The organism is Lachnoanaerobaculum sp. MSX33, from assembly GCF_000512995.1.
Taxonomy (GTDB): domain Bacteria; phylum Bacillota; class Clostridia; order Lachnospirales; family Lachnospiraceae; genus Lachnoanaerobaculum.
Map to the genome: position 1 here is coordinate 23114 of NZ_AZXX01000028.1, position 21570 is coordinate 44683.

A 21570-nucleotide genomic window follows, 5' to 3' on the forward strand; every position below is an offset into this window, starting at 1 on the left:
GAAGTCCAATCCAAAATAATTATAAATCTTTATAATTAAAGTTAAAGGAGGTGTAACCGTGGCAAAATGTTCAATATGCGAAAAAGCTGCTCATTTTGGTAATGCAGTAAGCCATTCTCATAGAAGATCCAACAAAATATGGAAGGCTAACGTTAAGTCAGTTAAGGTCAAAACAGAGGGTGGATCTAAGAAGATGTATGTATGTACTTCATGCCTTCGTTCAGGTTTTGTAGAGCGTGCATAATTAATACTTGAGAATACGTATTCAAGCAATAAAAAAGAGCCCATAAAGGCTCTTTTTTATTGTTATTTAACCGACTTCTCATAGTCTGCTATGAATTTTTCAATACCCGCTTCTGTAAGAGGATGATTTAACATAGACTTAAATACGGAATAAGGTACTGTTGCAATATCTGCTCCTGCCTTGGCACACTCAAGTACATGCATATTATTACGTACAGATGCTGCAATTATCTCAGTCTCTATACCGTGAATTTCAAAAATCTCAACGATGTCCTCTATTAAAGAAACACCTCTTGTTCCCACATCGTCAAGTCTTCCAAGGAATGGTGAAACATAGCTTGCACCTGCTCTTGCAGCCAAAAGTGCCTGCAGCGGTGTAAAGATTAAAGTGCAGTTTGTGGCAATTCCCTCTTTACTGAGTGCAGCTATTGCCTTCAGTCCTTCAGCAGTCATAGGAATCTTTACCACCATATTTTTATGGATCTTTGCAATTTCTCTTCCCTCGGCTATCATATCCTCAGCCTTTGTAGTTGTAGCCTTTACCTCACCGCTTATAGCCCCGTCTACAATGTCTGTGATTTCCTTGATAACATCCTCAAATTTTCTTCCTGACTTTGCAACTAATGAAGGATTTGTTGTAACGCCTGCTAACACGCCCCAGGCGGCAACTTCTCTGATCTCATCCACATTTGCGGTATCAATAAAAAATTTCATACATACACCTCACATATATTTTTATTCTATTTTACCACTTTTGTGTACTGTTTCAAAGTATTATATATATAATATTAGACTAGTTTACAGGAATAATCCATTTGTGGACTCCATATTCAATAACTTCACCACCTTCTGAGTAAATAAAATATAAATAATCCGATATATCTGAGCTTATTCTATAATAATCTGCATTTTCAATCTCAAAAACAGGCTCTCCCAGATAATCTCTTACCTGTACCTTCTTTAAATATTCGTTTTCATTAGGTAATAAACCCAAATTATATAGTAACTCACCGCCGTTAATATCTTCTTTACTTGGATGCACTACAATCGCTGATACTTCCGGTTCACCCGATCCGTTGTTTTTAGGTGTCAGTTTAAATGAGGTGTAACTGTTTTCATCGCCATAAGTATAAATGGATTCCAAATCATCTTTCTCTTCTTTTTTATCGGGATCTCCATTCCTCTGTATCAAGGTTTCTTCATCAGAACCAAGTCTGATACGATTATAAAACAGTCTGTCTGCATATATCGCATTATTAAATTCCAATAGTTCATTATAATAACTTTGATTTTCTTTCATGTACTCAAAGTTTATATTTTTTTGCAATAAGCTTTCTCTGCTTATTACATCGACTCTTTTTTTATCTGTTCCTTCTACATATTCTTTGGGAATATTAACTTCTGTTTTAATATATGAAATGTAGTCATTTTCAAGCATCAATAACATGCTGTTATTAAACTTAAATGTATTAAAATAAGGAGAATGATACAAAGGGTTCTCAGATAGTTTCAGCTGTTTTGCCTTATCATATATTTCATTATATTCTAAAACAAGTCCGACACCTATGTCTGTATTTTCTATTTTTGCATCCTTTATTTCAAGATAATCTGCCAACATCGGCAGTTTATTTATTATGCTCTTAATGTTTTCACTGTCAGCATTTTTATCAATGGACAGCTCATGTAAATTTTCATAAGGAAAATAGTTCTTTTCTACTGATACTTTTTGGGTCACCTGATTTCCCTGTACATTTACAGCGGTCCTACTACATCCCACTAAAGCAAAAGCGATACAACTCAATACTACACATATCGATAATTTATTTTTAATAATCATACTATTCTCCTTATTGCATTATTTATTTCAACTTCCTCTCCATTCTGTTTAATCTAAAGAATCTGAAAATTGCAACCACAGCCTGCACTATCAACGAAACCCCGAAAAGTACCGAAATATAGCCTGCCACAAATACAGGATTTATCACAAGAATGATACCGAGCAGTAAATCAATTATCGCAATGAAAATAAGTCTCTGACCTATATTCTTTTCAAACTTCACCACTCTCATTCCCATAAATACTCTGCTTATTCCGATAAGTAGCAACCAAATACCTGCCGCTACTATAAAAGCAACTGACAATCCCAGAGAATCTTTAACCGCAAAGTATATTCCTGCCGCAACAGATAAAATACCTTCAATCAGTCTCCAAATACTTCTGCCTTCTCTTTTCTCAGACAGATAAGCGCTTATTTGAGAAATTCCCTCTATTAACAACAGCACACATAATATAATATTTATTGTACCTGCTATAAACAAAGGATTTACAATCACATATATTCCAACTATCAAGAATATTATTCCTGAAAAAAGCGAAAAATATTTTGCACTTGAAATATTATTCATCAATAACCTCTTTCTTTCTTTGATTCATTTGCAAACCTGTCATCAGGATAATTTGTAATAATTTCTGTAAACAGATTGTTTGCAGTATCAACATCACCCATAGTCTTGTATGCCAAAGCTTTCTTATACTTGGCTTCCACATAATCCGGGGATATTCTGAGAGCGGCGTCATAATAGCCTATCGCTCCGGCAAAATCACCGGATCTGTTAAGTCCGTCCGCCACTTTAAGTAAAAGTTTAGGACCCTCATCTCTCATCTTAGGCGCCATTTCGGCAAATGTGCCCGTTACGGATATACCTAAGCCGTTGTCAACATCTGTAAGCTGACCCACATCCAGATTTGAAAATATCTCGGCGGCTCTTGTGTAATTTTTTGTATTGTACTCTTTTATAAGACCTAAGAAATAAACATACTGCAAAAGCTTATAGTTCATATTCTCAGTTGATGTGTTATTAACTTCTGTAAGTTTATTTACCTGTTCGTTCAATCCTTCATTTTCACTCTTCAGTGTTTCTATGGATAAATTTACATCATTAAGTTGTTGTGATATCTCTACAATTTCTTTATTATGTGCATTATTTAATGCCACCTTCATAGTAGGCATATATAAAAATACCATTGCACAGGCACCGACTATCAATCCTATACCTACATTAATAGCTGTAAACATTCCCGAATAATTCTTATATATCTCGGTCACAGGCATACCGTTATTTACATTTTCTACAGGTTTTTCCTTCTTTACCGGACTGCCTATAACATTTAGTTTTTCTTTCCTTGCATTTTTTTCAGTCAGAGGTTTCATCTCTTCAAGGTAAGTGATAGCCTTAGTATTGAATCTGTCAATTGCAAGTACATTCTCCAAAAGCTTTTTTGCCTCACTGGATTTTCCTTCTCTGATATCAAGAAGTGCCAGTGCGAGCATTGCCTTTACAAAATGCGGCCTTATATCTACAGCCTGCTTTAATGTTATCCTTGCCATATCATAATTTACAGTCTTTATTTGAGAGATCGCCTTATTATATTTTGAAATGGCATCCTGTGATTTTTCCAGGTAAGCGGATTTATTTCTCAATTTTTGCAAATAATTCTGTGCCGGATTGTTTATAGGATTAATATTTATACTTATAACCCATGAAATCAAAGCCTTGGTCTCTTCACCCATTTCAAACTGTATAAGTCCGTATAAATTTCTGGCATCGGTATTTTTCTTATTCAATCCCAAAGATATGCTTAGCGCATTCAATGCGGAAGATAAATTTCTTTCCTTTGCAAGAGACAATCCCAAATTATAATAACCGTTTGATATCTGTTCCAGACGTCTGTTTTTCTTCATATCAGCCCTTTACTTGCTCTTTCAACAATTCCATCAAAATATCATTCATATCTGAAATATCACTTTTTGCTATAATATCCTCCACTGCGGAAATATCCGGTGAAGGCTTAAATTTTCTTAATTCTTCCTCAAAATCTATCATCTGTTTCCCTCTAATATCTCTCCCATTAAATATAATGAGCCAACACAAAACAAAATTTCATCATCAGCCTTTTCTTTTTTTGCTTCGTTAAAGGCCTCTATACTGCTATTATAGCAACTTATCTTTGACTGTCTTTTATTTTTTTCTAAAAGTATATTTAAGCTATTATAAAGCTCATCCGTAGAATTGCTTCTGTAAGAATTCATGGCTGTCAGATAGTATTTTTTTACCTCAAGCTTGGAAGTAATAATATCAAAAATCTTTTCCACCTCTTTATCCTTTACTACTGAGATCAAAAGCTTGATTTTCTTATTATTTACTTTTGCAAGCTTCATTGCATTTTCTGTAAACTCTATAATTGCCGGTTCATTATGTGCTCCGTCAATAATAATATCCTTTTCTATCTCTTCCATTCTTCCGTGCCATACAGTCTTTGTTAAAGCTTCATCTATATTATCTATAGTATTAAGCAGCTGCCCCGCTCCAAGTATAGCAAGTGCAGCCGCTTTCTTTTTGTACTTTACATATGTAAATTTCAGGCTTTCATAGTCAAAATCGGAAAGCGGTATTATTTTTGCCGCTTTAGCTTTTGCAAATTCTCTTATTATCTCATTTGCCTCTTCATTTGAGTCGTCGAAGATTACTGTGGAATTATGCTTAATAATACCGGCCTTTTCATAAGCAATTTCTTTTATACTGTTTCCGAGAAATTGCATATGGTCCATTCCTATACTTGTAATAATACTTAAAGTGTCCTCGAAAACATTTGTTACATCAAGTCGCCCACCCATTCCGGTTTCAAGTATTACATAATCCGGATTTGTTTTTGAAAAAAATACCGTTGCGATATAGAAGATATATTCAAAATATGTAGGAGACGTATCGGAATTACCAAGTTTTTCCCTTACGTATTTTGATATACTCTCAAGTTCTCTATCGCTTATAGGTGTCATATCAAGCAATATTCTTTCGTTTACTTCTATCAAATGAGGGGAGATAAATGTTCCCACCTTCATATGATTTTCTATAAGAATATTGCCAAGATATGCACATACGGAGCCTTTTCCGTTGGTACCGGCCACATGTATTACTTTCGGCAGCTTTATACCCAGAATTTCAATATTCTTTCTTACTTCCGAAAGTGAATTCTTTTTCTTGGCCCACATGGGAATGCTCTCTATATATTCTTTTTCATTCATATCAGTCGGCTAATCTTGCAAGCTGCTCTCTTACCTGTGAAAGCATCTGCTCATAGTTTTCAAGCTTTTTCTTTTCTTCATCTATTTTTGCCTGAGGCGCTTTACTTACAAACTTCTCATTTGAAAGCATACCTGTTGATCTTGCCACCTCGCCTATAAGCTTCTTTTCTTCTTTTTTCAGTCTTTCAACTTCTTTTTCAATATCTACAAGCTCTTTTAAAGGTAAACATATGGATGCATTCGGTATTGCAACTCTTACAGAGTCCTTCTCAACAGTACTGTCATCCGAATCTATTATAAGCTTATCAAGTCCTGCAAGCTGCTTAAAGAAATCTCCGGCACTTTCAAATGTATCTCTTATCTTTTCGCTTTCACTTACTACAATTCCCTTTGCCTTATGTGAAGGCGGTACATTCATAGATGCTCTTACATTTCTTATTGCTCTTACGGCCTCTTTTATAAGCTCGGCTTTATTTTCATCATCCTCAAAATTGTATTCAGGATTTTCTGCAGGCCAAGGTTCAATCATTATACTCTTTACATCTTCATTTACGGTACAATAGATTTCCTCTGTGATAAAAGGCATAAACGGATGTAAAAGCTTTAGAATAGTATTTAAAACTTCTGTAAGTACTGCAAGCGCAGTATCTCGTGTTTCGTCTTCCTTATTCCAGAGTCTTACCTTTACCATTTCGATATACCAGTCACAGAACTCTTCCCATGCAAAATCGTATATCTTTGAAAGTGCTATACCAAGCTCAAACTTATCAAGATTTGTTGTAACTTCCTTTATAAGTTTGTTTGCCTTTGAAAGTATCCACTTATCTGAAAGCATAAGCTTTGAATTATCTATTTTACCCGGCTTGTCCTCACCTATGTTCATCATGATAAGTCTTGCGGCATTCCAGATCTTATTTGCAAAGTTTCTGGCACTTTCCACTCTCTCATAGTAGAATCTCATATCATTTCCGGGTGCATTTCCTGTAATAAGCATCATTCTGAGTGCATCCGCACCGTACTTGTCTATTACCTCAAGCGGATCGATACCGTTTCCGAGAGATTTACTCATCTTTCTACCCTCGGAATCTCTTACAAGTCCATGGATAAGAACCGTGTGGAAAGGTGATTTTCCGGTCTGCTCATAGCCTGAGAACACCATTCTTACTACCCAGAAGAAAATAATATCATAACCTGTTACAAGAACATCCGTAGGATAGAAATACTTCATTTCCTCAGTATCCTCAGGCCATCCGAGTGTTGAGAAAGGCCAAAGTGCTGATGAAAACCATGTATCCAAAGTATCCTCATCCTGTACAAGCTCATGGCATCCGCATTTCGGACAGCTTTCAGGTTTCTCTCCGGCAACAGTTATCTCACCGCATTTTTCACATGTATATGCAGGTATCTGATGTCCCCACCACAGCTGTCTTGAAATACACCAGTCTCTTATATTTTCAAGCCAATGCAAATATGTCTTTGCATAGCTTTCAGGTACAAACTTAAGTTCTCCTGTCTCAATCGCCTTTATAGCCGGCTTTGCCATCTCGTTCATAGCTACAAACCACTGCGGCTTTATAAGCGGCTCTACAACTGTCTTACATCTGTCATGTCTGCCTACATTGTGGCTGTGAGGAACCACCTTTACCAAGAGACCTGCTTCTTCAAGATCCTTTACTATAAGTTTTCTTGCCTCATATCTGTCAAGTCCGTCATACTTGCTTCCCGGCATATCAATAGTTGCATCATCATGCATTATATTGATTTCGCCCAGATTATGTCTCTTTCCTACCTCGAAGTCATTAGGGTCATGTGCAGGTGTTATCTTTACACATCCTGTTCCGAACTCTTTATCAACATATTCATCCGCTACTACAGGTATTTCTCTTCCTACAAGCGGTAAAACAAGCTTCTTACCTATAATATCCTTATATCTTTCATCCAAAGGATTTACCGCAACCGCAGTATCTCCAAGAAGTGTCTCAGGTCTTGTTGTAGCAATCTCGACAAATTTTCCTTCTTCTCCCACAACAGGATACTTTATATGCCAGAAATTGCCATCCATCTCAATATGTTCAACCTCGGCATCTGAAATGGATGTTTTACAAACAGGACACCAGTTTATAATCCTGTTACCCTTGTAAATATAGCCTTTTTCATACAATCTGAGGAAAACTTCCTTTACAGCCTTTTGTCCCTGTTCATCCATGGTAAATCTTTCTCTGTCCCAGTCTGCAGATGAACCAAGTCTTTGAAGCTGATTGATTATTCTTGTGCCGTAATCATTTCTCCATGCCCAAGCTTCCTTTAAAAATCCTTCTCTTCCAAGCTCGTGCTTATCCTTGCCCTCGGCTTTAAGCTTTTCAATAACTTTTACCTCTGTAGCAATAGCCGCATGGTCCGTTCCCGGCTGCCAAAGTGCCTCATATCCGGCCATTCTCTTATATCTTATCAGTATATCCTGCATGGTATTATCAAGTGCATGTCCCATATGCAACTGACCTGTGATATTCGGCGGCGGCATTATAATTGTAAAAGGCTTTTTATCCTTATTTACCTTTGCATGGAAGTACTTTTCTTCCAACCATTTTTTGTATATTCTGCCCTCTATTTTTTCGGGGCTGTATGTCTTTTCCAATTCTTTCATATCTACCTGCCTTATTTCATATTTCTGTAATCCGCTTTTAAATCAGCGATATAATCATCTAAAACTTTTTTCTTCCTTGCCGTATCTTCCGTCTCGAATATAGAATTTATATTCTTTATTCTTTCACTTTCTCCAACGCCTTCCAATGCTATATCAAAAGCTTTCTTTGCTTCGCCTGCCAAATCGGCTTTTAAGAGTTTACTCATTTCCTCATCATTTTCTTCTTCATATGATGCTGTAAATATTCTCTTAAGGAAATATATTTCTATCAAAATCACATCATCATTTGTGATTTCATATGACTTTTTCAGCGCATCCAAAGCCTCTTCATATAAAAAGAGATTTGCATAAATAACACCGAGATTATGATATACGCTTCCAATAAAACCGTTCTCAGCCTTTGTATCCATATCAAGGATTTCCAGATAGTACTTTTTTGCCAAATCATACTTTCCTATATAAAACATATAGTCCGCTCTTTGCTTGGCAACTTCATGTACCGCCATTTTCTTTATCTTTCCCATGACATTTCTGAAAATAATTGTCTCTGCATTATTGTACAGACTGCATGAATCAATGATATATACCAAAATATCCTCATCAGCCGTTCCGTTGGACATTTTCCTTTTCACATTATCGGCTAAGACTTCCAAATTCAACTCATTCCTTATAAATTCAACCAAGGTATCACTTACTATTCCCTCGGTGACTAAAATAGGATTCTCAAATATTATATAGCACAACTCTTCATAACTGTGTATATCAAGCGATAATACTTCTATATGGAAAGGCTTTTTTACTTTTAAGGCTTCACACAGTATCAATCCCATATATTTACCTCGATATTTCTCTTTACATCGGTAGGCGGATACATATCTCCAAAGCCTGCATCCTCTATTTCGACATTCATGATTTTATCGTCCAAAAATTTTGTTCTGAAATAAAATCTTCTGGTCTTTATAGGCCTTTTTGGTAGAAAGTCCAGTACAATAGGAATGTTTTTCTTGACCTTACCGTCAACTCCTACCACACTGATATCTATTACTTCTTTCTCATCCGGTATCATTAAAAGTTCGGTATCCGGTTCACCCCAAAAGTCTCCCGCCTTTGCAAGGTATATCTTTCCGTCTTTACCGTTGTTCTCCACATTTATATAAACATCCGACCTCAGTCTTCCTTCACAAAGTGCAGTTAAATTATATATGGAGTTCTCACTCGCAAGGTCAACACCTTTAAATGCCGCACCTTTTGCAAAAATATTTGTATCAAGATATACCTTACCTCTTGAACACAGATAACTTATAAATCCGTCTGCCCACTCATGTTCCGCAAATACCTGCCCTGTAAGAAAAATAGACGAAAATTTTTTCTTATCCATTACTTTCTCGGCAACTGAAGTCAAAATCTTATCTGCAAGCTTGGCTCCTGAAGGATTATTAAGTATCTGTAAGTTAAAAGCCTCATCCATATTTTCGGACTCCGCATTAACAAGCAGTTTCCTTGAATTTCTGTTTACAAGCATTTCATAGTATGTAAGACTTACATCCGAAAGATCGTACATTCCCACTTTATTGTTCCATATATCTTTTTTTAATGAAAGAACAAAATAGATAAAGCTTTCTTCCTTGCTTATTATATGTATATGGTTCGGTTGATATCCAAGCCCTACAAAGGCCTCCCTTATATCACCGACTATATCTTCTTCCAAACCTGCCATAGCTACAACTACTTCCTCAGGCTTTTCCTTATATAATTTTTCCATTCCGGCATTTATTATTTCTCTGAAGTAAATCTTTAATATTTCTTTTCCTTCATATCTTGTACCGTCAATGGTTGCTATACCGTCTTTTCTTGTCAATTTTAATAATTTATCGGTAATTATACCTTTTCCGTCCAATGCCAAAGCATAAGCATCTTCACCCACTACCCAGGCATCTTCACCCTTTTTTTTGCTAATAACAGTGGGGAAAATCAATGCTTCATCATCAGGGTAAAATATAAGATTTGTACTTATATCCGATAAAGCGATTCCAAGTACCTTCGGATTCATCGTATCTCCCATTTTATATAAATATCAAATGTAAACATAAAATTTACATTCCTTTCATTTTTTATATCAGTGTAAATAAATTAGCTACCAACTCGTCTTTATACACAAACTCGGTCAATTTTTCCTTAAGTTCTTTCTCTTTGTCTTTTGGCAGTTCCTCTATATCATTTATAAGAATAAACCTGCTCTCTACGGCATTATCCGCTTTACTGAATTGAACACAGTCATTTACCGAAACTTTCATCTCTCCGTCTTCATCTTCAAGAATCTGATATTCCCATATCTCATCCGAAAAAATCTTCTTATATTTAACAAATATATTTTTATAGATATTGGGAAACTCCTCCTCAATAAAATCATCGTTTAAAGGAAAAATTCTTGACTTCAATATAACGGAATCTTTCTTTGCCTTGTATTCAACAAAAGTGGATTCCAGTATATCTCTTTCAACCGCTACAAACTTTGACAGATTTTTAAAATACGAAAATACCATTCCCATATCGCAAAGATTATTTACTATCTGCTCACATAATCTTGTCTGCTTAAAGTTAAGTTTATCCTTCTTTGAATAATATTTTGACAATGCCAGCATATAAATATTCGGGAATTCCTTTATATCGTCAACATCACTGAGTCCGTCTTCCAGATACTCAAATATATTGTCTTTTATATTTTCATCATTCATGAAGAATAAATCACTCTTTACAGTAAAATATGCTCTTATGATTATATCCGTAACTCTTTTTCTCTCCGTATAAATTCCGAAAGCCTCATCCAGATCTTCTGTCTGATTTGAGAAAAGCATCTGTATAAGCAATCTTTCTTCAAAATCATATGTCTCAATATTTTTTTCAACACATAACTTTAAACAATCAAACATATTTTGTGTTTTTCCGTTGTAAACCTTTGCAATAAATTCCAAAGTTTTATCTGTGTACTTTTCATCCTTATAAAGATTAAAAGCCATCAAAGCAAGTATTTTATTTTGATTAAATGCTTCATCGTAAATCGCCTTAATAATTAGCTTAAGTAATTCATCTTTTTTGAAATTATCGACTCCGAAGAATTTGACTACATCTATTGCCTCTTTTACATTTCCGGTATTCATCAATGTATCACAATACATGAAAATATTGTCTTCATCCAGATTCATCTCAGCCGTCTTATAAAGAAGCTTAAAGTTAATCTCTTCTTCCCTTTCTGAATCTTTCCATAAATGCTCAATAAGCTTTGATAAAAGAATATTTTTAAATCTTGAATCAATGTCTATTTCATCCAATACACCTTCTATTAAAGCTATATCTTCATCACCGATTTCACTGCTTTTTGCAATCTTTCCAAGCATCAAAAGCCTGTGCATATCATGATTTTTATCCAACTCATAAGACCTGTCTATAAGATTTTGCATATGGAATATCTTATCTACTGTCATATTTTTGGAATAGTATCTGTTGCCCTCACAGTCCTCCGTAAGTATAATTGCATTTTCCGAATACAGTGCTACAAAAGCCCTGCTATTTACAAGCTCATATTTCTTTTCGCCGTTCAGTTCCGGATATACAACAACTATAGAAGCCGCTTTATCTTCAGGCACTCTCACATCATATGAGTTCATCAAAAACGGAATAATTTTTGCCAATCTTTCATCTATATCATCATCCTCAAGAATTCCGGAATAGATATTTATAAGATGGTCATCCATCTTCAATTTCATAGCATTGTCAATGGTAAAAATCTTTATTCTCTTTATAAACTCTCTGTATATTTCACTGTTATGCGGATAAAACTCTACAATATTTTCAAATATCTTTACCTTAAAGTCATCAGCCATCGAGTTTATTCTTTCAAAATACTTCAGCACAGATTCAGGTATAGGTAAATCATATTTTTCCGGAAGTGAGTAAACAAAATACTCATATATGCCTTCCACCGGCAATCCCTTTTCAATGCATCTTTCATACCATGCATTTACATACTTTTTTCTGACATTACCTTTTATAAAAATCTCACATATATCTGTAAGCAGTTCATTGCTTGGCAATGCATTGTATATTGAAAGCAGAATATTTAATATAGCTCCGTTAATCTTCTTTGTCTCTCTTACAACTAAGAGTATTTTTTCCGAAAGATTGACCGATATAAGATTATTTCTTATGCCGAAGCCAAGCGCCAACACTTCAAATCTTGTACAGCTTGTCAAAAGATGCGGATTTTTACAAAGCAAAAGAGCATATTCCATCATCAATATTTTTGACCTGTCACCAAGCTCAAAAGCCCTCTTTAAAAACTTCTGTCTTTCCGCCGGGTTGTCCGCCAGACTTTCATCAAGATTTAATACAAGCATAAACTCAATATTTGAATGATATTTCTTATATAAATCCTTGATAAGCTTTGTAAGGTCTCTCATCTTTTCGGCATCAGGATACATATATGTATCCAGGTATTCTAAAATCAGATACTCATCTCTAAGTTCATGCCTGTTTTCTTTTATTTTTGAATCCAGACTGTTGATAATAGACTTTGCCGTAGCCTTATCTCCCTGCATCAGGTATATTTCGGCCTTTAAAAGCCTTACCAAAAAACTCCTGTATGTACTTGCCTGTAATCTGTCAAGTACCGCAAGCATTTTAAATAAAATCTCATTTTTTTCGATTTTATCGTTGCAAAGTTCATGCTCAACTCTAAGCTTTATATAGGCAATCCACTGTTTTCTTTCAAATATTCTTGCTTCTCTTTGATATTCTTTTTCAAGATTTTTATTTATTACAACTTCGAGATATTTTTCATTTAAACCGTTACCAAACTTTATACTTGCAATATTTTTTCTGTCTTGCAAAAGCTCGGGATCTATAGTAAATCCAAGTTCAAAAGTATTATCTTCAAAGTTTTCGTTTTTGATTTTATCCGTATTTAATTTAATAAAACCTGCATTTGTTGATACATCAATATCAAGCAGTCCCCAGTTTTCTTTGTAAACTTTGACGGTATAAACTTTATCTTCTTCTACCGTATTTAAATAAAGCGAATCCGATTCAAGCAAAAAATCCACCGCTTCTTTATTTCCCACAGCCTGCAGGAAATTTTCAAGGTTTAATCTGAAGTTATTGCCCTTATTAAGTACTTCGTAAATCTTTTGATATCTCAGGTCCTTCATAAAACCCGACTTACAAAAGTCTTTATACATAAAAATAGCCAATGCAATATTTATGTCTTCCTTTGCAATGACCATAAAATCATCCACTGTCTTTAATGACTCCAGCACAAGTACAGTATCCGTATTTTTTATATAAAAAGTATAGGGTATATCTCTTTCTCCGGCATTTGTTACCAGAGTTATAATACCCTCTATTTTTTCTTCTCTGCTCAAATTTTTCGAGTTGATCTCAAGTACAACTTTGTTCTTTATTCCGCCAAAAGTTGCATCAACCACTCTTACTCTTATATTGTCGGAATACGCCACTCCTCTCAAAGGTACTTTATTGTCACTTCGTACCTCTATTTCAAAGCGAACGGCTTCATCCATCTTTATAGGTAGTTCTATATTATCCGGCTCACAGACCAATATAGGTAATTCTTCTTCAATAATCCCCTTTGCCAAACGATTGATTCGCTCTCTCATTTATACACCTCTTCCATAAACCATAACCTACATTTTATCATAAATAATAATGAATTTCTATATCTAATCGGCAGTTAGTAATCCACAGGCAACTGAATAAAATACCCGGTAATGTATTACACTTTACATAATATCGCATTTGTTGTAAAATCTTTATATTACACAGGAGGTCCGACGATGCTCTCAGAACCGATGACTTTATATAAGTTAATGATACTATATATGTTAAAACAAGTGAAATTTCCACTTACAAACTCAAATATATCCGACTTTTTTGTCAGTAAAGAATATACTACATATTTTATAGTCCAACAGGCCCTTTCGGAGCTTCTGGAATCAAACTTGCTGAGTGTAGAGAATATAAACAACAATTCCAGATATGAAATGACAAAAGAAGGCAAGGAAGCCCTCTCTTTTTTTGAGAAACAGATTTCTCCGGCTATAATTACAGATATAAACGAGTTTATACAGACAAATAAATTCCGCATGAGAAACGAAGTTTCCACTACAGCAGAATATTATAAGCTTCCGGGAAATGACCTGATTGTACACTGTGAGGTTTTAGAAGGTAAAACCCCGCTTATAAATATCGAAATAAATTCACCTGATGAAGAACAGGCCAATATTATGAAAAACAATTGGCGCTCCTGCAGTCAGGATATTTATCAGTATATTATGAAAAGACTTCTTGGAGGCATGGAATAAAAAAGGACACTTATGTGTCCTTTTTTATTCCCCAAGATATGCTTTCTTTACACTGTCATCATCTATAAGTGTCTTTGCATCTCCGTCAAGAACTATATTTCCTGTTTCAAGAACATAGGCTCTGTCGGCAATACTAAGCGCCTTCTTTGCATTTTGCTCAACCAAGAGTACCGTGGTACCGCTCTCATGGATTTCTCTTATAATATCAAATATCTCATTTACATAAAGCGGTGACAGACCCATTGAAGGCTCATCCATCAAAATAACTTTAGGATTACTCATAAGAGCTCTTCCCATTGCAAGCATCTGCTGCTCACCGCCTGAAAGTGTACCTGCAACCTGAGTCTTTCTCTCAAAAAGTCTTGGGAATCTCTTATAAATTTTCTCAAGACTCTCTTCAATTCCGGCCTTATCGTTTCTTATATATGCGCCGAGTTTCAGATTTTCAATTACCGTCAAATCTCCGAAAACTCTTCTTCCCTCAGGCACATGTGCCATTCCGAGCTTAACAATATCATGTGCTTTGGTCCTCGTTATATCCTTGCCGTCAAACTCGATACTTCCTTCCTTTGCACTGAGAAGTCCTGTGACCGTGTGCAAAATAGAAGTTTTTCCTGCACCGTTTGCACCTATAAGAGCAACTATCTCACCTTGATTGACGCAAAAACTTGCACCCTTTACAGCCTTGATCATTCCATAGTTCACGACAAGATCTTTTACTTTTAATATTTCCATCGTTCCTCCTACTCTCCCAAATATGCTGTAATTACATCAGGATTATTAAGTACTTCACTCGGTGTTCCGCTTGCAAGCTCGGTACCGAAATTAAGTACCGTAAGCTTTTCACAAATTCCAGCCACCAGCTTCATATCATGTTCAATCAAGAGAATTGTAAGATTATACATATCCCTTATTTTTCTGATAGTTTCCATCAACTCTTCCGTCTCATTAGGATTCATACCTGCCGCCGGCTCATCAAGCAAAAGCAAAGAAGGACTTGTAGCAAGAGCTCTTGCTATCTCAAGCTTTCTCTGCTCACCGTAAGGAAGATTTCCCGACAGAACATCTTTCTTTGAGCCGAGTGAAAATACATCCAGTATCTCCAAAGCAAGAGCATCCATTTCCTTTTCCTTTTTGGAAAATCCGAACATATGAGTCATGGATGTAAGCAGAGGATATTTTACCTTTTCATGCAATGCCACTTTTACATTATCAAGAACCGACATATTTGAAAAAAGTCTTATATTCTGAAAGGTTCTTGCAATACCCATATTATTGATCTGTGTAGGTGTTTTTCCGTTTATAAGATTTCCGTCAAGTCGTATTGTACCTCCGGTCGGCTTATATACTCCTGTCAAGAGGTTAAAAACTGTAGTCTTTCCCGCACCGTTCGGTCCGATAAGACCGTATAACATTCCTTTTTCAATATTAAGATTAAAATTGTCTACCGCCTTTAATCCTCCGAATTGAATTCCAAGATTCTTACACTCCAGCATTAATCCTCCTTTCCAAGCTTTCTAAAGGTTTTATTCAGTGATAAATTAGCCTTAAACTTACTGTTATTAAATATCATCATCAAAATCAATACTATTGCATAGAGTAACATTCTCAAATTGTCCGCACCTCTTAAGAACTCAGGTAATACGGTAAGAATTATTGCGGATATTATTGAACCCGGAATATTTCCCATACCTCCGAGAACTACAAATACAAGTATCTCAATTGATTTATTATAGTCAAAAATATTAGGTTTTATAATGCCCACATTATGAGCATAAAGTGAACCTGCAAGTCCTGCAAAACCTGCAGCTATAACAAAAGCGCTTACCTTATACTTACTTATCTTTATTCCTATAGACTCCGCCGCAATATCATTGTCACGAATTGACTTTATCGCTCTTCCGTCTCTTGAATTTATAAGATTTGAAATCAGCACTATGCATATTACCATGATAATAAATACGACTGTAAAATTATTGTAATCGGAATATAAAGGAATCTTACTAAGTCCCTTTGATCCTCCGGTAAAATTAAGATAATTTATAACAGACTTTATTATCTCTCCAAATGCAAGTGTTACTATAGCCAGATAGTCACCTCTGAGTCTAAGTACAGGTACGCCTATTAAAAATCCGAAAACAGCCGCCAATATACAACCGCAAACAACAGCTATAAAAAAGGACAGCGCCGGAGGTAAAAAGCTTGTATTGATAGAAATCAAAGCACTTGTATATGCTCCTATTGACATAAAACCGGCATGGCCCAAAGAAAGTTCTCCCAAAAATCCTGTTACAAGATTCAGTGAAACAGCCAACATTATGTTCACACAAATAGGAACTATCAAGGATTTATATTGTCTACTGAGTATTCCCGAGTTTATCAAAACAAACACCAATACATAGGCCAGTAACATTACAGCTATATTAAATATAGTTTTTTTATTTAATATCTTCATACCACACCTATACCTTTACAATCTTCTTCTTGCCCAAAAGTCCTGAAGGTCTGAACAATAAAACGACAATCAAAACTCCGAAAACAATAGCATCTGCAAGCTCTGTTGAAATATATGCCTTAGACACACTTTCAATAAGTCCCAGAAGTATTCCACCAAGCATAGCTCCCGGTATACTTCCGATTCCTCCAAGAACCGCAGCCACAAACGCCTTGATACCAGGCAACGCTCCAAGTGTAGGCTTCATAGACTGGTACTGACTTATATACAAAATACCCGCTACAGCCGCAAGTGCCGAACCTATTGCGAAAGTCATCGATATGGTACTGTTTACATTAATACCCATAAGTTCCGCAGCTCCCTTATCCTCCGAAACGGCTCTCATTGCAGAACCCATCTTAGTCTTGTTTATAAACAATGTAAGTAAAATCATTGCAACAGCGGTAACTACCAATGTAACCAAAGTAATACTTGAAATTATTACCGGTCCTACCTTTATATTTTCGTTCGGAATCACAGATTGAAAAGGTATCGGTGTTGAACCGAATATCAACAAAGAACTACTCTGTAAAAAGAAGCTCATACCTATTGCAGTGATAAGTACTGCCAAAGGCTGTGCTTTTCTAAGCGGCTTATACGCAATCTTTTCAATCAAAACGCCCAAAACGGAACATACAATAACAGTTAATAAAAGTGCTACCGGAACAGGTAAACCCAATACCGATATACTAAAATAAAGAGCATATGCTCCTACCATTATTATATCTCCATGAGCAAAATTTATCATTTTAGCTATACCGTATACCATTGTATAACCTATAGCTATCAATGCATAAATGCTTCCTGTCCTCAATCCGTTTATTAACTGTTCAATAAAGTTAATTAACATTTTTTTACCCCTCTTTACCTAAACTACGGAAAACTCCTACCTTACGTTAGAAGCTTTCCGAGGTCTATGTCAGAAAAAGAGGATGGGACAATAATCCCGTCCTCTTTAAAATTTCATAGATTAATCAAAAAGCTTATACTCTCCGTTTGTAATAGTAACAAACTTAGGCTCCTTGTTCGGCTCACCGTCGGCATTGAATGATACTTTACCTGTAATACCGTTTACCTCTATCTCGGTCATAGCCTTGATAAGGTCATCACTCTCAATGCTTCCTGCCTTCTCCATAGCCGCCTTGATTACATAAACAGTATCGTATCCGTCAGCTGCAAACTGGTCAGGTATTGCCTTATATGCAGTCTCATACGCCTTTGTGAAATCTGCCGCAGAAGGATCTGAAGCCAAGAAGGGACTTAAGAATACCGCACCTTCAACAGCGCTTGGATCTGTAACCTGTCCTAAAACTCCGTCCCAACCGTCAGAACCTACAAATGCCGCATCGATACCCTGCTGCTTTGCCTGCTGTACAATATATGCTGCAGCTTCATAATATCCCGGTACAAATATAAGCTTAGCTCCTGAAGCCTTGATCTGTGTCAACTGAGTTGTAAAGTCCACATCATCATTTGTGAATGACTGCTCATTTACAAGTAAATCGGACTTTCCGGCTGTGTTAAGCTCCTCTTTGAAAGCCTCATATACTCCTGTTGAATACTCATCGGAGTTGTTGTAAAGAACAGCAACACTCTCATATCCCTGATCTACAACGAAATCTGCAATCATCTTTCCCTGAAGAGGATCTGTAAAGCAAAGTCTGAAAACATTTGGATTCTCAGTGATTGCCTTAGCTGAGCCTGAAGGTGTAATCTGTAAAATATTATCCTTTGCTGTTAAATCTGTAAGTGCAAGTGATGAACCACTTGTTACAGAGCCCATAAATACATTGATTCCGCTGTCCATAAGATTGTTATATGCGTTAACAGCCTTATCTTCTTTAGCTTCATCATCCTGGAAGTTAAGTGCAAGCTTATATGTCTTGTCTCCAACCTTTACTCCGCCTGCCGCATTGATCTCGTCAATAGCTATAGTAGCACCGTTCTTTACCGAGTTACCGTAAGATGCAGCACTACCTGTAAGCGGTCCTGTAGTTCCTATTGTAAATACGTCACCGTCAACTTTTGCAGCAGCTTCAGTCTCAGCCTTAGATCCTGAATCCGCAGCTTTATCTGAACCTGCGTTTCCACAAGCTGTCAATGCCAATCCGAATGTCAATGCCATTGCTGACAATAATACTCTTTTCTTCATAATGCCTCCATAAATTAAATTTTATAAAACTCATCTCATTATATTTATTTCATATAATTCTGTCAATAAACACATTTGAAATGCATATATATTTTTTTCATGGCAGGTATAACAAATAGATATAACAAAGCCTTTATAACCGTTATTTTTTACTAAATACGACTATAAAGGCTTCAATTAATTTATATTATTTTATATTTATTTTTCTGAGAGATACTCATGTATTCCTCTTGCTCCGGCTCTTCCGGCCTCCATAGCAAGAATAACCGTAGCGGCACCTGTTACGGCATCACCACCTGCGAAAACTCCCTTTCTTGAAGTTTGTCCGGTTTTTTCATCGGCTTCAATACATTTCCACTTATTGATATCAAGACCTTCTGTAGTTCTTGCGATAAGAGGATTAGGTGAAGTACCGAGTGACATGATAACAGTATCACAGTCGATAACGAACTCACTTCCCTTTACCTCTACAGGTCTTCTTCTACCGCTGGCATCAGGCTCTCCAAGTTCCATTCTGATAACTTTCATGCCCTTTACCCAACCCTTTTCATCTTCAAGGATCTCAACAGGGTTTGTCAAAATATCAAATATGATACCTTCCTGCTTTGCATGATGAACTTCTTCAGCTCTTGCAGGTAATTCGGCTTCACTTCTTCTATATATAACATGAACTTCGGCTCCAAGTCTTAGGGCGGTTCTTGCAGCATCCATAGCCACGTTTCCACCACCTACGATACATACCTTTTTACTCTTAATAATAGGTGTGTGATAGTCGTCTCTGAAAGCCTTCATAAGGTTATTTCTTGTAAGATACTCGTTAGCTGAGAATACTCCGTTTGCGTTCTCACCCGGAATACCCATAAACATCGGAAGACCTGCTCCTGAACCGATAAATACGGCATCAAATCCCTCTTCTTCCAAAAGCTCATCTATTGTAACGGTTTTTCCGATGATAACGTCAGTCTCAATCTTTACACCGAGGTCTATAACGTTTTGAATCTCAGGTAAAACAACTTCATCCTTAGGCAATCTGAACTCGGGAATTCCGTAAATCAAAACTCCGCCCGGCTCATGCAATGCTTCAAATATGGTAACTTCATATCCGAGTTTTGCAAGATCGCCTGCACAGCTGAGTCCTGCAGGACCTGAACCGATTACGGCAACTCTCTTTCCGTTCTTATTCGGATTTGCCTTCGGCTTAATACCCATTTTTCTTGCGGTATCGGCCACATATCTTTCAAGCTTACCTATTGAAACAGCCTCACCTCTGTTTCCTCTGATACATACACCCTCACACTGTGTCTCCTGCGGACAAACTCTTCCACATACGGCAGGAAGTGAACTTGACTGTGCGATAACATCTGACGCACCTTCAATATCACCCTTTAATATTTCCTGTATAAAAGCCGGAATATTTATAGATACAGGACAACCCTGTATACATTTTGCATTCTTACAGTTGAAGCATCTTGCAGCCTCAGCCATTGCCTCTTCCTCAGTATATCCGAGGCATACTTCTTCAAAGTTTTTAGCTCTTACTTCAGGCTCCTGCTCAGCAACAGCAACTTTTTTCCACATATCCTGTGCCATTATTTGTCACCTCCACATACGCCACATCCGCCATGATGTGTTTCGCCTTCTACAATCTTCAAAAGTTCCTTACCTTCTTCCGTCTTATAGATCTGTAATCTTTGAAGTGCTTCATTGAAATTAATCTTATGTGCATCAAACTCAGGTCCGTCTACACATGCAAACTTAATTTCATCACCTACAGAAAGTCTGCAGGCACCGCACATACCGGTACCATCTACCATGATTGTATTCATACTTGCGATAGTAGGTATACCTAGTTCTTTTGTAAGAAGTGATACAAATTTCATCATTATCATAGGACCGATAACTACACAGTGGTCATACTTCTTGCCTTCATTTTCAACAAGGTCTTTTACCTTATCTGTTACAAGTCCCTTAAATCCGTAAGAACCGTCATCTGTACATACATATAAATTATCCGATACCGACTTAAGCTCGTCCTCAAGAATTACAAAGTCTTTGCTCTTTGCACCTTGAACCACATCAGCCTTAATACCTCTTTCAAAGAGCCATTTAACCTGTGGATATACAGGAGCTGTACCAAGTCCGCCGGCAACAAAAAGAATCTTCTTCTTTTTTAATTCCTCTATGTCTTCACCTATAAGATCACTTGCATTTCCAAGCGGTCCTACAAAGTCCATAAACTCATCGCCTTCGTTGAGCTCATCTGCAATCAGTCTGGTTGAGCCGCCAATAACCTGAATAACTATAGTAACAGTTCCGGCTTCGCGGTCATAGTCACAGATTGTAAGCGGAATTCTCTCACCCTGCTTATCCTGCTTTACTATAACAAACTCTCCCGGAAGACATTTTGCTGCTACTCTCTTAGCCAAAACATCGAATAAATAAATGTTTTCAGCTAATTTTCTTTTCTTCACAATAGGAAACATATTGCTTATCCCTCCAAATAGATAAAATCTCAACTATAATATTAACATAAAAAAACAAAAAAAACAAACTAAATAAAAGCAATATATAAGAACAGTT

Annotated in this window: 19 protein-coding genes; 2 read left to right on the plus strand and 17 right to left on the minus strand. The window is 36.4% G+C overall.

Features of this window, described 5'->3' with window-relative positions; genetic code table 11:
• Positions 1–58: 58 nt before the first annotated feature.
• Positions 59–244 carry a 50S ribosomal protein L28 gene (rpmB, locus tag HMPREF1495_RS03205; protein ID WP_007592637.1) on the plus strand — a complete coding sequence of 62 codons (186 nt, stop codon included), beginning with the start codon at positions 59–61 and terminating at the stop codon, positions 242–244.
• Positions 245–306: 62 nt separating this feature from the next.
• Here the strand turns inward: rpmB and fsa are convergent, their stop codons facing one another.
• From fsa to HMPREF1495_RS03250, 10 genes are all read right to left on the minus strand, one after another.
• On the minus strand, positions 307–957 hold the full coding sequence (gene fsa, locus HMPREF1495_RS03210; RefSeq protein WP_009664108.1) for a fructose-6-phosphate aldolase: 651 nt from the start codon (positions 955–957) through the stop codon (positions 307–309).
• Between the two features lie 79 nt (positions 958–1036).
• Entirely contained in the window at positions 1037–2080 is a 1044-nt protein-coding gene (locus tag HMPREF1495_RS03215; protein ID WP_034212008.1) for a hypothetical protein, read from the minus strand.
• A 22-nt stretch (positions 2081–2102) separates the two neighbouring features.
• Positions 2103–2648, minus strand: coding sequence for an HdeD family acid-resistance protein (locus HMPREF1495_RS03220; protein ID WP_034212010.1), 546 nt, complete (start codon positions 2646–2648; stop codon positions 2103–2105).
• The gene (locus HMPREF1495_RS03225) at positions 2648–3985 is read right to left on the minus strand and encodes a tetratricopeptide repeat protein (protein WP_034212012.1); all 1338 of its coding nucleotides are present in this window, start codon (positions 3983–3985) and stop codon (positions 2648–2650) included. The genes HMPREF1495_RS03220 and HMPREF1495_RS03225 overlap by 1 nt, the downstream gene beginning before the upstream one ends.
• A 1-nt stretch (position 3986) precedes the next feature.
• Positions 3987–4127 (minus strand): hypothetical protein, encoded by a 141-nt coding sequence (locus tag HMPREF1495_RS13840; RefSeq protein ID WP_007592648.1) that lies wholly within the window; start codon positions 4125–4127, stop codon positions 3987–3989.
• Complete coding sequence (locus HMPREF1495_RS03230; protein WP_034212014.1) at positions 4124–5326, minus strand: bifunctional folylpolyglutamate synthase/dihydrofolate synthase; 1203 nt, start codon at positions 5324–5326, stop codon at positions 4124–4126. The genes HMPREF1495_RS13840 and HMPREF1495_RS03230 overlap by 4 nt, the downstream gene beginning before the upstream one ends.
• A 1-nt stretch (position 5327) precedes the next feature.
• The gene (locus tag HMPREF1495_RS03235; protein WP_034212016.1) at positions 5328–7970 is read right to left on the minus strand and encodes a valine--tRNA ligase; all 2643 of its coding nucleotides are present in this window, start codon (positions 7968–7970) and stop codon (positions 5328–5330) included.
• An 11-nt stretch (positions 7971–7981) separates the two neighbouring features.
• Positions 7982–8800: a tetratricopeptide repeat protein gene (locus HMPREF1495_RS03240; protein ID WP_007592655.1), complete on the minus strand. Its 819-nt coding sequence runs from the start codon at positions 8798–8800 to the stop codon at positions 7982–7984.
• On the minus strand, positions 8791–10032 hold the full coding sequence (locus HMPREF1495_RS03245; RefSeq protein WP_034212018.1) for a DUF5716 family protein: 1242 nt from the start codon (positions 10030–10032) through the stop codon (positions 8791–8793). The genes HMPREF1495_RS03240 and HMPREF1495_RS03245 overlap by 10 nt, the downstream gene beginning before the upstream one ends.
• Before the next feature lie 49 nt (positions 10033–10081).
• On the minus strand, positions 10082–13639 hold the full coding sequence (locus tag HMPREF1495_RS03250; RefSeq protein ID WP_034212020.1) for a DUF5717 family protein: 3558 nt from the start codon (positions 13637–13639) through the stop codon (positions 10082–10084).
• A gap of 177 nt (positions 13640–13816) precedes the next feature.
• Here HMPREF1495_RS03250 and HMPREF1495_RS03255 point away from each other — a divergent pair, with 177 nt between their 5' ends.
• Positions 13817–14344 carry a DUF4364 family protein gene (locus HMPREF1495_RS03255; RefSeq protein WP_007592661.1) on the plus strand — a complete coding sequence of 176 codons (528 nt, stop codon included), beginning with the start codon at positions 13817–13819 and terminating at the stop codon, positions 14342–14344.
• A gap of 24 nt (positions 14345–14368) precedes the next feature.
• Here the strand turns inward: HMPREF1495_RS03255 and HMPREF1495_RS03260 are convergent, their stop codons facing one another.
• From HMPREF1495_RS03260 to HMPREF1495_RS03290, 7 genes are all read right to left on the minus strand, one after another.
• The gene (locus HMPREF1495_RS03260) at positions 14369–15079 is read right to left on the minus strand and encodes an ABC transporter ATP-binding protein (protein ID WP_034212022.1); all 711 of its coding nucleotides are present in this window, start codon (positions 15077–15079) and stop codon (positions 14369–14371) included.
• An 8-nt stretch (positions 15080–15087) separates the two neighbouring features.
• Positions 15088–15840: an ABC transporter ATP-binding protein gene (locus HMPREF1495_RS03265; RefSeq protein WP_034212024.1), complete on the minus strand. Its 753-nt coding sequence runs from the start codon at positions 15838–15840 to the stop codon at positions 15088–15090.
• On the minus strand, positions 15840–16799 hold the full coding sequence (locus HMPREF1495_RS03270) for a branched-chain amino acid ABC transporter permease (protein ID WP_007592668.1): 960 nt from the start codon (positions 16797–16799) through the stop codon (positions 15840–15842). Before HMPREF1495_RS03270 ends, HMPREF1495_RS03265 begins: the two co-directional genes overlap by 1 nt.
• Positions 16800–16806: 7 nt before the next feature.
• Positions 16807–17688 (minus strand): branched-chain amino acid ABC transporter permease, encoded by an 882-nt coding sequence (locus HMPREF1495_RS03275; RefSeq protein ID WP_007592670.1) that lies wholly within the window; start codon positions 17686–17688, stop codon positions 16807–16809.
• A gap of 120 nt (positions 17689–17808) precedes the next feature.
• Positions 17809–18990 carry an ABC transporter substrate-binding protein gene (locus tag HMPREF1495_RS03280; protein WP_034212027.1) on the minus strand — a complete coding sequence of 394 codons (1182 nt, stop codon included), beginning with the start codon at positions 18988–18990 and terminating at the stop codon, positions 17809–17811.
• A gap of 198 nt (positions 18991–19188) precedes the next feature.
• Complete coding sequence (gltA, locus tag HMPREF1495_RS03285) at positions 19189–20580, minus strand: NADPH-dependent glutamate synthase (protein ID WP_007592674.1); 1392 nt, start codon at positions 20578–20580, stop codon at positions 19189–19191.
• Positions 20580–21473: a sulfide/dihydroorotate dehydrogenase-like FAD/NAD-binding protein gene (locus HMPREF1495_RS03290; protein WP_007592676.1), complete on the minus strand. Its 894-nt coding sequence runs from the start codon at positions 21471–21473 to the stop codon at positions 20580–20582. The genes gltA and HMPREF1495_RS03290 overlap by 1 nt, the downstream gene beginning before the upstream one ends.
• Between the last annotated feature and the right edge of the window lie 97 nt (positions 21474–21570).